This window comes from Pseudomonas sp. GLN_2, from assembly GCF_043106005.1.
In the GTDB taxonomy this organism is placed as follows: Bacteria; Pseudomonadota; Gammaproteobacteria; order Pseudomonadales; family Pseudomonadaceae; genus Aquipseudomonas; species Aquipseudomonas alloputida.
In genome coordinates this window covers 122747-136351 of record NZ_JBICMC010000033.1, presented here as the reverse complement: position 1 = coordinate 136351, position 13605 = coordinate 122747, and the positions used below count along the sequence as shown (strand labels likewise).

Sequence of the window (13605 nt, the reverse complement as noted above, 5' to 3'; positions counted from 1 at the left end):
GATTTGTGAGCCTCGAAGCCGGCAGTAATGGTTTCGCCAGCGTCAGCCAGGCCCCAGCCGTGAAACGCCTGCGGGTACTGACGGTGAACACCCACAAGGGCTTCACCGCCTTCAACCGGCGCTTTATCTTGCCAGAGCTGCGCGAGGCCGTGCGCAGCACCCAGGCTGACATTGTCTTCCTTCAGGAAGTGCTCGGCAGCCACGACCGCCACGCCGCGCGCTACCCCGGCTGGCCACAGACCTCGCAGTACGAATTCCTCGCCGACAGCATGTGGAGCGACTTTGCCTACGGCCGCAACGCAGTCTACCCTGACGGCCACCACGGCAATGCACTGCTGTCGAAATACCCGATCATCGAGCACCGCAACCTGGACGTGTCGATCACCGGCCCCGAACGCCGCGGCCTGTTGCACTGTGTGCTGGAGGTACCGGGGCAAGGCCAGGTGCATGCGGTCTGCGTGCACCTGTCGCTGCTGGAAAGCCATCGGCAAAAGCAGCTGCAGTTGCTGCGTAAACTGCTGGACGCCCTGCCGGCCAACGCCCCGGTGATCATCGCCGGCGACTTCAACGACTGGAAAAGCCACGGCAACCGCACCCTTGGCCTGCAACGTGACTTGCACGAGGCCTTCGAACGCCACCACGGCCACCTCGCCCGCACCTATCCTGCCCGCCTGCCACTGCTGCGACTGGACCGTATTTACCTGCGTAATGCCGAAAGCCATGGGCCGCGGATTCTGGGGCACAAACCTTGGTCGCACCTGTCAGATCACCTGCCGCTGGCAGTTGAAGTGCGGCTTTAGCAATCATTCTTCATAGCCACGGCAGGGCAAATAGCGATCCCCGCTATACCCTGCTGTTTTTACCAATAAAACAACAGGTTGAGCGTTACGACGTACCTTGAACACTTCCTTCACGCTTTCTTGACGCAAGCGTTGACCTCTCCTTAGCTGAACAATACCAAGCTGTAAAAAACTTGCGCCGGGCCTCTAGCTCGCGCCTTCGTGCGCGTTTGCGATAACTGGCGTACTGGTTTGGGTCGCCCACTGTTTTTGCCGTACAGCTCGTGACAACAGGCCAGGTTTCTCGGGCTGCACCACAAAAACAAAGGAGATCCGCCATGAAAAGCACCTCGAACCCCTTGCGCTTCGACAGCATTTTCTACGCGGTTTCCACGTCGCTGCTTCTGGCAACCCCGGTGGAAACGATCGCGTACGAACTGCAGGGTGACCCCACCTCCCCCGGCTTTCTGCAGCAACCTTTAGCGGCGCAACTGTCACTCGACCCGCTCAGTGCCAGCGGGTTGAGTCTCGGCACCCTCAATGCGTTTTCGCAGCAAATGAGCGAACGCCACCGGCAGGCGCCACCTGACCTGATTGCCAGTCAATGGGCGCAGTTCTTCCCCACCAGTGCGCGCGGCCGCGCGCTGCCCCCGGCACAGCTGGAGGCGCCCAGCCAGCAACTGATGATCGGCCCGGACCTGTTCGTGCGTGAAACAGCAGCGGGCGATGTGCACCGCGCAGGGATTTTCGTGGGGCACAACAACCTGCAAAGCAGCTTAAAAGGCATGCGCCCTCTGCTGGGCGACAAGCAGCGCAAAGCGGTGAACTTGAGCGGGGAAAGCCTGGGGGTGTACTGGAGCATGACCCATGAACAGGGTTGGCACCTGGATGCCGTGGCCATGGGCTCGCGGATCGACGTGATGGGCCGTGGCGAAAACGGCCAGCGCCTGGACGACAGTGGCCATGCAATGACCTTCTCGGTAGAGGGCGGTTACCCGATCCGCCTGGGTGGCAACTGGGTCATCGAGCCCCAGGCACAGTTGATCAACCAGCAGTTCTTCCCTGGCAACCAGGTGCAGGAGGAGACCTTGCAAGCCTTCGACAGCCAGCCGAGCTGGAGCGGCCGGGTCGGTGCCAAGTTGTCCGGGCGCTACGAAGTGCGCGGCATGCCCATCGAACCCTATGTGCGGACCAACGTGTGGTATGACTTCAGCAATGCCGATGAGGTGAAGCTGGACCAGGTCGACAAGATTTCCAGCTCGCGCTACTCGACTACCGTGGAGTTAGGGTTGGGGTTGGTGGCGCGGGTGACGCCTTCGGTGGCCATGTTCGTCAGCGCCGATTACAGCAGTGATGTGGATGACAATGACCTCAACGGGCTGATTGGCAGCCTTGGGGTACGGATGCGGTGGTAGGCAGGGCCGGCGTCTTCGCGGGTAAACTCGCTCCTACAACGATCACCGCCGGGTGCGGCCTGCGTAGGAGCGGGTTTACCCGCGAAAGGGCCAGTACAGCCAACCGATCAGGCGGGCTTCATGATCAACACCCCCAGCGGCGGCAGGTTCAGGGCCAGCGATAATGGCTGCCCGTGGCTGGCCACTGCCTCACTGGCCACCGCCCCCAGATTACCCACGTTCGACCCGGCATACAGCTCAGCATCACTGTTCAGCAACTCCTGCCAACGCTCGCCGAACGGCACGCCAATGCGGTAACCCTCACGGGGTACCGGGGTGAAGTTGGCCACCACCAGCACCGGCTCGCCGCTGCTGCTCCAGCGCAGCCAGGCGTACACGCTGTTTTGCGCGTCGTCACCGATCAGCCACTGGAAGCCCTGCGGCTGGCAATCCTGCTCGTGCAGCGCCGGCACTTCGCGGTACAGGCGGTTGAGGTCGCCCACCAGGCGCTGCACGCCCTGGTGCTCGGGATACTGCAGCAGGTACCAGTCCAGTTCGCTGTCGTGGTCCCACTCACGCCACTGGCCGAACTCGCAGCCCATGAACAGCAGCTTCTTGCCCGGATGTGCCCACATGAAGGTGAGGTAGGCGCGCAGGTTGGCGAACTTCTGCCAGCGGTCGCCGGGCATCTTGTCGATCAGCGAGTGCTTGCCGTGCACCACCTCATCATGGGAGATGGGCAGGATGAAGTGCTCGGAATAGGCATAGATCAGCCCGAAACTCATCTCGTTGTGGTGGTAGGTGCGGTGCACCGGGTCGTTCTGGATGTAGTGCAGGGTGTCGTGCATCCAGCCCATGTTCCACTTGTAGGCAAAACCCAGGCCGCCCTGTTGGGTAGGCTGGCTGACCCCAGGCCAGGCGGTGGACTCTTCGGCGATGATCAGCGCACCCGGGGCCTCGTGGGCAGCCACGCCGTTAAGGTGGCGGATGAAGTCGATGGCTTCCAGGTTCTCGCGCCCGCCGTGGCGGTTGGGTACCCATTCGCCAGCTTTGCGCGAATAGTCGCGGTACAGCATCGAGGCCACCGCATCGACGCGCAGGCCGTCGATGTGGAAATGCTTCAACCAGTGCAGCGCCGAAGCCATCATGAAGCCGCGCACTTCATTGCGCCCGAGGTTGTAGATCAGCGTGTTCCAGTCCTGGTGGTAGCCCTCCAGGGGGTTGTCGTATTCGTACAGCGCAGTGCCATCGAAGCGCGCCAGGCCATGTTCGTCGGTGGGAAAATGCGCCGGCACCCAGTCCAGCAGCACACCAATGCCTCCCTGGTGGCAGGCGTCGATGAACGCGGCGAAATCCTCGGCACTGCCGTAGCGCGAGGTGGGCGCGAACATCGACAGTGGTTGATAGCCCCAGGAGCCGCCGAACGGGTGTTCCATGATCGGCAGCAGTTCGATGTGGGTAAAGCCCAGTTCCTGCACATAGGGCACCAGCCGCTCGGCCAGTTCGCGCCAGTTGTAGAAACGCCCGACTTCGCCCGCTTCGTCCAGCTCGCAGCGCCATGACCCTGGGTGCAGCTCGTAGATCGACAACGGCGCGTTGTACGCATGGCGCTGGGCGCGTTGCGCCATCCAGTCATGGTCCTGCCAGGCGTGGCTGAGTTCACCGGCTACCTTGGACGCCGTGCTCGGCGGCAGCTCGGTGGCACGGGCCAGCGGATCGGCCTTCAGCGGCAGTATGCCGTCCTTGCCAAGCACTTCGAACTTGTAGGTTTCGCCCACGCCCAGGCGCGGAATGAACAGCTCCCACACCCCCGCGCCATGCCGCAGGCGCATGGGGTGGCGGCGGCCATCCCAGTTGTTGAAATCACCCACCACCGACACCCGCCGGGCATTCGGCGCCCAGACCGAGAAACACACGCCGTCGATACCATCGACCTGAGTCGGCTGGGCACCGAAGCGCCCGGACAGATCGCGGTGATTGCCTTCCGCGAACAAGTGAAGGTCCATGTCACCCAGTTGCGGGCCGAAGCTGTAGGGGTCTTCGGTAACCTGTTCGCCACCGGCCCAGACGATATGAAACTGGTAGGGCTGTGCCTCATCAAGGTGCGCGCTGAACAACCCAGGCAGGCTGCCCTGCTCCATTTCGGCAAGGACCCGCCCGTCATCCCGGGCCTGAACGCGCACTTTCAGGGCATTGGGCAGAAAGGCGCGGACCACCTGCCCGCCTGCGCCGTCGCCGTGGGGGCCGAGTACCGCAAAAGGATCGGCGTGTTCGGCGCGGGCCAGGGCGTCGAGGTCCCGTTGCCGAAGGCCACCGTTTTCACGCGTTGTAACGTTCATTCTGACTCTCCCCAGGTACTGATCAGTCCATGCAGACCATGCAAAGGCACGGCCAGCCAGCTCGGACGGTTTTCGGCTTCGTATGTAATCTCGTAGGCGGCTTTTTCCAGGCAGAACAATTCCAGCGCCGCGCGCTCACCCTCGGCGTGCTGCCAGGCGTGAGGCATGGCGGCGGTGGCCAGCCCATAGGCTTCGACAAAGGCATGCCGGGACTGGTGCAGGTACTGCCGGGCAACCCGCTGCCGGGCTTGCCGCGCCGGCTCGGAAAGGTCCACCGCAGACGCGCTGCGCAAGATCATCGCAGCAGCATAGTCGAAGGATCGCAGCACGCCGCTGACATCCTTGTAGGGGCTGTGTTTTGCCCGGCGCTCTTCAAGGGGCCGGGCGGGTTCACCTTCAAAATCGATGAGGTAAGCATCCCCTTGCACCACGAGCACCTGGCCCAGGTGCAGGTCGCCGTGCACACGCATCAGCAGGCCACCCTGAGCCTGCTTGCTCAGGGTGTCGATGTGCTGGGCCAGGCCGTCACGCTGTTGCTGCAGGTCGTCGACCAAGGACTGGCTGTCGCTGTCCAGTGTGTCGCGATGCTGCGCCAGCAGGTCGAGGGCGTGGGTCAGTTCGGTGCTGATCTGTGCACACCAGCGCTCGCTGTCCTGCGCATCGCTGGGGCGCGGCTGGAAGGCCGGGTCTTCGGTGGGTGCGGCCAGCAGCAGGTGCATCTCGCCCAGGCGCTGGCCAAGCAAGGCCGCAAAGCCGCTGAGTTCGGCCAATGCGTCAGTGTGCGCTTCGGCGTCGTTGCGGGTGGGCTCCATCTGGTCGCGGATGGCCCGTTCCAGCGTGTTCTGGGTCCAGCCCCAGGCATCGCCCTGGTTACTCAGGTAACCTTGGGCAATCATCAGCAGGTGCGGCGCGTGTTGCTCGTCCACCCGGCTGACCCAGGCCAGCAGCGGCGAGATGTTGGCAAAGCCGGCGGCGGTCAGGTAGGCACTCATTTCCAGCTCTGGATGGATACCCGGGTTGACCCGGCGGATCAACTTGAGCACCACGCGGTCGCCGATGACCACCGAACTGTTGGACTGCTCGGCGCTGAGGTAGCGCACTTCGCTCTCCTCGTCGAGCGCCAGGCCGGCCAGTTGCTCTGTGCATTCGAAGCGCAATTCACCCTCACCGTCCTCACCGTCGCCACACGGCAGACGCAGGCCATCCTGGCAGGCCTGCATCACGGCGTGAATGAACGGCTCGAGGACGAAGGCGTCTGTGATCAAGCCAACCTGGTGGGCACGGCGTACCCGCGACAACGCCAGCTGCTGCGGCAGCGCGGTATGGATCTGTTCCTCACGCAGCAGGCCGAACGGCAGCTGGTAGCGGGTGGCCGTGCCGTCACTGAGTACCTCGATTTCGCTGAGCAACACCGGCGTGGTGGCGGTGCCGAAACGCACGCCGTAACACAGGCGCACGGCATCGATCGGCCCTTCCTTGCCGGCGAACCAGCGGCGTTTGGGCAGGTACTGCGGCAGGATGGTGCCTTGCAGCGTATCGCTTGCGGGGGCTTGCAGCAGTTCTTCCATGCGCTTGCGCAGTACCAATGTGGTCAATTCGGGTAACCCCTCGGTGGGCTGGATGTGCCAGCTGGGCATGCGATCGCGGCTGGCCAGCAGGAACCAGTAGAACGCATAAGGTGGCAAGGTCAGCAGAAACGGCAGTTGGCCGATTGGCGGGAACGCGCTGCCACCCAGCATCTCCACCGGTACTTTGTCGGCGTATTGTGACAATTCGAGTTCGGCAGCCTGGGCGGCGCGGGACACGTTGGCCACGCAGAGGATGACCTCGGTATTGCCGTCGGCGTCAGTGTACTCGCGGATATAGGCAAGGATGCGCCGGTTGCTGGGCGTGAGGGTGCGCAGGCTGCCGCGGCCAAAGGCCTTCTGCTGCTTGCGCACCGCCAGCATGCGCCGTGTCCAGTTCAGCAGCGAATGCGGGTCGTGGCTTTGCGCCTCGACGTTGACGGTCTGGTAACCGTAGAGCGGGTCCATGATCGGCGGCAGCACCAGGCGCTGCGGGTCGGCGCGGGAAAAACCGCCGTTGCGGTCTGGCGACCACTGCATGGGTGTGCGAACGCCATCGCGGTCACCCAGATAGATATTGTCGCCCATACCCAGTTCGTCGCCGTAATACAGGGTTGGCGTGCCGGGCATCGACAACAGCAGGCTGGTCAGCAGCTCTATGCGCCGACGGTCACGCTGCAGCAGGGGCGCCAGGCGCCGGCGAATGCCCAGGTTGATGCGCGCGCGGCGGTCTTCGGCGTAGTAGTTCCACAGGTAGTCGCGCTCGCGGTCGGTGACCATTTCCAGGGTCAGTTCATCATGGTTACGCAAAAAGATCGCCCACTGGCAGTTGGCCGGGATTTCCGGCGTCTGGCGCAGGATATCGGTGATCGGGAAGCGGTCTTCCATGGCCAGGGCCATGTACATGCGCGGCATCAACGGAAAGTGGAAGGCCATATGGCATTCGTCGCCGTCGCCTTCACCGAAGTACGGGCGCGTGTCTTCCGGCCACTGGTTGGCTTCGGCCAGCAGCATGCGATCAGGGTAGTTGGCGTCGATCTCGGCGCGGATCGCCTTGAGCACGTCGTGGGTTTCGGCGAGGTTTTCGTTGTTGGTGCCGTCGCGCTCGATCAGGTAAGGGATCGCGTCCAGCCGCAGGCCATCTACACCCAGGTCGAGCCAGAAGCGCATGACGCCGATCACCGCCTTGAGCACCTGCGGGTTGTCGAAATTGAGGTCCGGCTGGTGCGAGTAGAACCGGTGCCAGAAGTACTGGCCGGCGACCGGGTCCCAGGTCCAGTTGGACTTCTCGGTGTCGAGGAAGATGATGCGCGTGCCGTCGTACTTCTGGTCGTCGTCCGACCACACGTAAAACTCGCGCGCCTTGCTGCCGCGCTTGGCGTGGCGGGCGCGCTGGAACCACGGGTGCTGGTCGCTGGTGTGGTTGATGACCAGCTCGGTGATCACCCGCAGGCCGCGCTTGTGGGCCTCGGCGATGAAACGGCGGGCGTCGGCCATGCTGCCGTAGTCGGGGTGCACGGCCTTGTATTCGGCGATGTCGTAGCCGTCGTCACGGCGTGGCGAGGGATAGAACGGCAGCAGCCACAAGGTGTTGACACCCAGCTCGGCGATATAGTCGAGCTTGCTGATCAGGCCGGCGAAATCACCGATGCCATCGTTGTTCGAGTCGAAGAATGACTTGATGTGCAACTGATAGATGACAGCATCCTTGTACCAAAGCGGGTCGTCGATGAAGGCTGCCGGGCGGGAACGCTTGGCCATGTGCGACTCCTTTCAATTGCATGTTTGCCCCTTCTTGCACCATCGCTGTGGGAGCGGGCGTGCCCGCGAATCAGCCACCGCGGTGCTTGGCACCGGCTCTGCCGGTGTTCGCGGGCGTGCCCGCTCCCACAGGGGAAAGGCTACAGACCGGTTTTACCCGGCTTTCTCGATGCGCCAGATGCCGAACGGCAGGTGCCAGGGCTCTATGCGCATCCATTGGGTCTTGCCGTACCACGACCAGCGGTGGCCGTTCATCAGGTCTTCACCCTGGGTTTCGGCGTTGTCGTCCAGCCCCAATTCCCACAGGGGCAACTCGAAGTGCGCCTCCTGGGCGTTGTGCGGGTCCAGGCTGACGGCCACCAGGATGTAGTTGTCACGCTCGGGCGTACGCTTGGCGAAGTACAGGATGTTGTCGTTCCAGCAATTGAAGAAGGCCACGCCCAGGTGGGTTTGCAAGGCGCGGTTCTGCCGGCGGATGCGGTTGAGCTGGGCGATCTCGGCAATGATGTTGCCGGGCTGGGTGAAATCGCGAGGACGGATTTCGTACTTCTCCGAATCTAGGTACTCCTCCTTGCCCGGCAACGGCGTGCCCTCGCATAGCTCGAAGCCCGAATACATGCCCCACAAGCCTGAGCCCATGGTCGCCAGCGCGGCACGGATCAGGAAACCTGCGCGGCCTGAGGTGTGCAGGAAGAACGGGTTGATATCCGGCGTGTTGACGAAGAAGTTGGGCCGGTAGCACTGGCTCCACGGCGGCTGGTTGAGCTGTTCGAAATATTCGCGCAGCTCCTGCTTGTGGTTGCGCCAGGTGAAATAGGTATAGCTCTGTGCGTAGCCGACCTTGCCCAGGCGCGCCATCATCGCCGGCTTGGTAAAGGCTTCGGCGAGGAAGATGACGTCGGGATGCTGGCTGCGCACATTGGCGATCAGCCATTGCCAGAACGGCAGCGGCTTGGTGTGCGGGTTGTCGACGCGGAAAGTCTTTACGCCCTCCTCGACCCAGCCGACCACCACATCGCGCAGGGCGAGCCACAGCGAAGGCACGGCCTCTGGCGCATAGAAATCGACGTTGACGATGTCCTGATACTTTTTCGGCGGGTTTTCAGCGTAGCGGATGGTGCCGTCCGGGCGCCAGCTGAACCAGCCCGGGTGCTCCTTGAGCCACGGGTGGTCCTGGGAGCACTGGATGGCGAAATCGAGGGCAATTTCCAGGCCGTGTTCCGCCGCTGCGGCCACCAGACGGCGGAAGTCATCGCGGCTTCCCAGTTGCGGGTGAATGGCCTCGTGGCCGCCTTCCGGGCTGCCGATGGCATACGGGCTGCCCGGGTCGCCCGGCTCGGCCTTGAGGGCGTTGTTGCGGCCCTTGCGATGCTGCATGCCGATGGGGTGGATGGGCGGGAAGTACAGGACGTCGAAGCCCATGTCGCGGATCATCGGCAGCCGTTCGTGCACGTCGTTGAAGGTGCCGTGACGCTGCGGGTCGTCGGTAATCGAGCGCGGGAACAGCTCGTACCAGCTGGCGAACAGGGCGGCCGGGCGGTCGACATCAAGGGGGAAATCAGGACTGCGGGTCAGGTAGCTACGGTGTTCGGCTTCGCCCATCAGGCGGGCGGTGGTCGGGTCGAGAAACACGGCCACCTGATCATCGGTACTGAGGGTGGCCAGGCGGTTCTGCACGGCCTCGAGCTCCTCGCGCAGGGCGCCGCTGCACAGCTCGATGCCTTTGCCCAGCATCAAACGGCCTTCTTCCAGCTCCAGTTTTACCTCGACGCCGGCGTGGTACTTCTTCTCCAGATCGTGGCAATAGGTGGCAAACGGGTCGATCCAGGCCTCGATACTGAACCTGTGCGGGCCCAGCTCGGTGGGGGTGAATTCGGCCTGCCACAGGTCGTTGCCCGCCGACTGCATCGGCACACAATGCCAGCGCCTGCTGTGGGCCTGGCGCCAGTTGAGCATTACCGCCAGGCGGTCGTGGCCGTCGCTGTAGGCCTTGGTGCTGACTGTCACGGGCTGGCCGCTGACGGCCTTGGCGGCGAAGCTGCCGGCGTCGAGCACGGGTTGGGTGTCTTCGATCACGATGCGTGGCGCCAACAGCGCCTGGGCCAGGCTAATGGCCTGGTCCGGGTGATCGTTCGCCATGGGCACGCTTTCAAAGGGCTCGTTTCGTGACATCGACCTTGCTCCCTCAGGCTGGTGGCGGTAAGGGTTCAGAGCCGGGCACAGGCGCGGGGTTCAAAATAATTGAGCGAACGGCAGCTGCCAGCGGTCAGAGCCTACAGCACCTCTTCACCCACCCACGCGAGGTCAGGCCATGAACATTCCCATTCCACCGGAGACACCCGATCCCAACATCGACGACCCGAGCTTGCCGCCACCCGTACCGGAAGAAGACCCGGACGAGCTGCCGATCAAGCCGACCGTGCCGCCGACAGTGGGCGACCCGCCGAGCCAGGAGCCACCGGTGAAGGCTTAAGGGTAGACCACGGCACCGGCATGAACAGCGATCTCCACTGCTCCATTGAGAGGTTGAAGATGACCAGGTGCTTGGCAAGGTGGAGATCTTGCATTGATCGGGCCGGCCTCTTCGCGGGTAAACCCGCTCCTACGAGGGACCGTGCCGGCCTTGAATGCGGCGCGGTGTGGGAGCGGGTTTACCCGCGAAGAGGCCGGCCGCGCCAGCACATCAACCCGCAGATGCAGCCGCAATCTCCGCCACACTGATCTCACGCATCCGGAACTTTTGCACCTTCCCCGTCACCGTCATCGGGTACTCGTCGACGAAGCGGATATACCGCGGCACCTTGAAGTGGGCAATGCGCGCCTTGCACCAGCCCTGCAGCTCCTCGGCCGTGGCGCTATGCCCAGGGTGCAGCTTGATCCAGGCGACGATCTCTTCGCCATAGCGGCTGCACGGAATGCCGATCACCTGCGCATCGGCCACCGCCGGGTGGGTGTAGAAAAACTCTTCCAACTCACGCGGGTAAATGTTCTCGCCGCCGCGAATGATCATGTCCTTGTTGCGCCCGACGATGCGCACATAGCCCTGCTCGTCCATCACCGCCAGGTCACCCGAATGCATCCAGCCGGCCGGGTCGATGGCATCCGCCGTGGCCTGGGGGTTGTCCCAGTAGCCCAGCATCACGCTATAGCCGCGGGTGCACAGCTCGCCGATCTCACCGCGCGCGACGATGCAGCCATCGGCGTCCACCAATTTGTTTTCCAGCTGCGGCTGGGTGCGGCCGACGGTGGTCACGCGCAGCTCCAGGTCATCGTCCGGGCCGGTCTGCAGTGACACCGGGCTGGTTTCGGTCATGCCATAGGCGATCTGCACTTCAGCCATGTGCATCTGGTCGATGACCCGGCGCATCACCTCGATCGGGCAGGTGGCGCCGGCCATGATGCCGCTGCGCAGGGTGGACAGATCCATCTGCGCACGCGAGGGGTGATCGAGCATGGCGATGAACATGGTCGGCACGCCATAGAGGATGGTGGCGCGCTCTTCTGCCACGGCGCGCAAGGTAAGTTCGGCGTCGAAAGCATCGTTGGGGTAGATCATGGTGCTGCCGTGGGTGATGCAGCCGAGGTTGGCCATGACCATGCCGAAGCAATGGTACAGCGGCACCGGGATCACCATACGGTCGCGGGCCGTCAGGCCAAGGCTTTCACCCACCATGAAACCGTTGTTGAGGATGTTGTAGTGACTGAGCGTGGCACCTTTGGGCGCACCGGTGGTGCCGGAGGTGTACTGGATGTTCACCGGCTGGTCGAATTGCAGGCTTTGCTGACGGGCTGTGCAGGCTTCGGCAGACGTCTGCCCTGCCCGCTCGGCCAGTGCGTGCCAGGGCAGGAAGCCGGCAGGCGGGTTGGCGGCCAGGCTGATGACGCCACGCAACTGGGGCAGGCATTCACTGGCCAGCTCACCAGGCCGGGCGCCGGCCAGCTCAGGCACCAGCGCTTGCACCATGGCGTGGTAATCAGACGTCTTGAAGGCTTCAGCGCAGACCAGCCAGCGGCAGCCGGACTGACGCAACACGTATTCCAGTTCGCCCACACGGTAGGCCGGGTTGATGTTGACCAGGATGGCACCGACCTTGGCACTGGCCAGCTGCAAGATGCACCACTGGGCGCAGTTGGGCGACCAGATGCCAACACGGTCGCCAGTGTTCACGCCCAGTGCGATCAGGGCGCGGGCGTAAATTTCGACCTGTTCGGCCAACTGCCGCCAGCTATAACGCAGGCCCTGGTGGCGGGACACCAGGGCCTCGCTGTCGCAACAGCGGGCCACGGTGGCATCGAAGGCCTGGCCGATGGTCTGGGTCAGCAAGGGTCGGTCCTGGCGACCGCGGGTATAGCTCGGTTGACTCATGGGTGTCCCTTCTTGTGGTTGTTTTGGGCACGGCTGAAGCAAGCGGGAATACTCTGGCGCAGATTTACGTTTACGTAAAGGTGACGAGTGGATTGACAGTGACCTTACGCAGGTTTACGTTAACGTAAAGGTGATGAACGACACCCACTTGAGGCGCCACGCCGCTCCCACAGGGGGCGGGGCTGGATCCCAAGCTATGGTGTAACCCAATTTCAAGAACAAGAAGGTGCCCCAGCATGCATTACCCCTCCCTGAACTTCGCCCTGGGCGAGACCATCGACATGCTCCGCGACCAGGTGCGCACCTTCGTCGCCGCTGAACTGGCCCCAAGGGCCGCGCAGATCGACCACGACAACCTGTTCCCCGCCGACATGTGGCGCAAGTTCGGTGACATGGGCCTGCTGGGCATCACCGTACCGGAAGAGTACGGTGGCGCTGGCCTGGGCTACCTGGCCCATGTGGTGTCGATGGAAGAAATCAGCCGTGGCTCCGCCTCGGTGGCGCTGTCCTACGGCGCCCATTCCAACCTGTGCGTCAACCAGATCAACCGCAACGGCACCCACGAGCAGAAGCTCAAGTACCTGCCCAAGCTGATCAGCGGCGAGCACATCGGCGCCTTGGCCATGAGCGAGCCCAATGCCGGCTCCGACGTGGTGTCGATGAAACTGCGCGCAGAAAAACGCGGCGATCACTACGTGCTCAACGGCAGCAAGACCTGGATCACCAACGGTCCCGACGCCAACACCTACGTGATTTACGCCAAGACCGACCTGGACAAGGGTGCGCACGGCATCACCGCGTTCATCGTCGAGCGTGACTGGAAAGGCTTCAGCCGCAGCAACAAGTTCGACAAGCTGGGCATGCGCGGGTCCAACACCTGCGAGTTGTTCTTCGACGGCGTGGAAGTGCCGGCAGAGAACATTCTGGGCCAACTCAACGGCGGCGTGCGCGTCCTGATGAGCGGCCTGGACTACGAACGTGTGGTGCTGTCCGGCGGCCCGACCGGCATCATGCAAAGCTGCATGGATCTGGTGGTGCCGTATATCCACGACCGCAAGCAATTCGGCCAGAGCATCGGCGAGTTCCAGCTGATCCAGGGCAAGATTGCCGACATGTACACCCAGCTCAATGCCAGCCGCGCCTACCTGTATGCCGTGGCCCAGGCATGCGACCGTGGCGAGACCACCCGCAAGGATGCTGCCGGGGTGATCCTGTACACCGCCGAGCGCGCCACGCAAATGGCCCTGGAGGCGATCCAGATTCTTGGCGGCAACGGCTATATCAACGAATTCCCGGCTGGCCGCCTGTTGCGCGACGCCAAGCTGTACGAAATCGGTGCCGGCACCAGCGAAATCCGCCGGATGCTGATCGGCCGCGAACTGTTCAACGAAACCCGCTGAA

General features: G+C 63.3%; 9 protein-coding genes. 4 read left to right on the top strand and 5 right to left on the bottom strand.

From position 1 onward, the window contains the following. The first annotated feature begins 5 nt into the window (after positions 1–5). On the top strand, positions 6–800 hold the full coding sequence (locus tag ACF8Q6_RS09390; RefSeq protein WP_003251297.1) for an endonuclease/exonuclease/phosphatase family protein: 795 nt from the start codon (positions 6–8) through the stop codon (positions 798–800). A gap of 3 nt (positions 801–803) precedes the next feature. Here the strand turns inward: ACF8Q6_RS09390 and ACF8Q6_RS09385 are convergent, their stop codons facing one another. Further along, complete coding sequence (locus ACF8Q6_RS09385) at positions 804–929, bottom strand: hypothetical protein (protein WP_014860822.1); 126 nt, start codon at positions 927–929, stop codon at positions 804–806. A 188-nt stretch (positions 930–1117) separates the two neighbouring features. On the opposite strand from ACF8Q6_RS09385, the gene ACF8Q6_RS09380 reads away from it, so the two are divergent. Beyond that, positions 1118–2194 carry an autotransporter domain-containing protein gene (locus ACF8Q6_RS09380; protein WP_392494121.1) on the top strand — a complete coding sequence of 359 codons (1077 nt, stop codon included), beginning with the start codon at positions 1118–1120 and terminating at the stop codon, positions 2192–2194. 107 nt (positions 2195–2301) lie between these two features. Here the strand turns inward: ACF8Q6_RS09380 and glgB are convergent, their stop codons facing one another. The 3 genes from glgB to ACF8Q6_RS09365 all read right to left on the bottom strand — a co-directional run bounded on the left by glgB (position 2302) and on the right by ACF8Q6_RS09365 (position 10010). After that, positions 2302–4512, bottom strand: coding sequence for a 1,4-alpha-glucan branching protein GlgB (gene glgB, locus ACF8Q6_RS09375; RefSeq protein ID WP_012051793.1), 2211 nt, complete (start codon positions 4510–4512; stop codon positions 2302–2304). Continuing rightward, positions 4509–7838, bottom strand: a complete 3330-nt coding sequence (gene treS / locus ACF8Q6_RS09370; RefSeq protein WP_392494122.1) for a maltose alpha-D-glucosyltransferase — start codon at positions 7836–7838, stop codon at positions 4509–4511. The genes glgB and treS overlap by 4 nt, the downstream gene beginning before the upstream one ends. 153 nt (positions 7839–7991) lie before the next feature. After that, positions 7992–10010, bottom strand: coding sequence for an alpha-1,4-glucan--maltose-1-phosphate maltosyltransferase (locus ACF8Q6_RS09365; RefSeq protein ID WP_392494123.1), 2019 nt, complete (start codon positions 10008–10010; stop codon positions 7992–7994). Between the two features lie 139 nt (positions 10011–10149). On the opposite strand from ACF8Q6_RS09365, the gene ACF8Q6_RS09360 reads away from it, so the two are divergent. Next, on the top strand, positions 10150–10311 hold the full coding sequence (locus tag ACF8Q6_RS09360; protein ID WP_003251307.1) for a hypothetical protein: 162 nt from the start codon (positions 10150–10152) through the stop codon (positions 10309–10311). 210 nt (positions 10312–10521) lie between these two features. On the opposite strand, the gene ACF8Q6_RS09355 is transcribed toward ACF8Q6_RS09360, so the two are convergent. After that, positions 10522–12204 carry an AMP-binding protein gene (locus tag ACF8Q6_RS09355; RefSeq protein ID WP_392493780.1) on the bottom strand — a complete coding sequence of 561 codons (1683 nt, stop codon included), beginning with the start codon at positions 12202–12204 and terminating at the stop codon, positions 10522–10524. A 236-nt stretch (positions 12205–12440) separates the two neighbouring features. Between ACF8Q6_RS09355 and ACF8Q6_RS09350 the strand changes: the two genes are divergently transcribed. Further along, positions 12441–13604 carry an isovaleryl-CoA dehydrogenase gene (locus ACF8Q6_RS09350; protein ID WP_003251317.1) on the top strand — a complete coding sequence of 388 codons (1164 nt, stop codon included), beginning with the start codon at positions 12441–12443 and terminating at the stop codon, positions 13602–13604. Position 13605: the final 1 nt, after the last annotated feature.

What these genes read in the sequence shown, in the direction of transcription:
- ACF8Q6_RS09380 (WP_392494121.1), top strand. Translation starts at nt 1,118, where the DNA reads ATGAAAAGCACCTCGAACCCCTTGCGCTTCGACAGCATTTTCTACGCG.
- glgB (WP_012051793.1), bottom strand. Translation starts at nt 4,512, where the DNA reads ATGAACGTTACAACGCGTGAAAACGGTGGCCTTCGGCAACGGGACCTC.
- treS (WP_392494122.1), bottom strand. Translation starts at nt 7,838, where the DNA reads ATGGCCAAGCGTTCCCGCCCGGCAGCCTTCATCGACGACCCGCTTTGG.
- ACF8Q6_RS09365 (WP_392494123.1), bottom strand. Translation starts at nt 10,010, where the DNA reads ATGTCACGAAACGAGCCCTTTGAAAGCGTGCCCATGGCGAACGATCAC.
- ACF8Q6_RS09360 (WP_003251307.1), top strand. Translation starts at nt 10,150, where the DNA reads ATGAACATTCCCATTCCACCGGAGACACCCGATCCCAACATCGACGAC.
- ACF8Q6_RS09355 (WP_392493780.1), bottom strand. Translation starts at nt 12,204, where the DNA reads ATGAGTCAACCGAGCTATACCCGCGGTCGCCAGGACCGACCCTTGCTG.
- ACF8Q6_RS09350 (WP_003251317.1), top strand. Translation starts at nt 12,441, where the DNA reads ATGCATTACCCCTCCCTGAACTTCGCCCTGGGCGAGACCATCGACATG.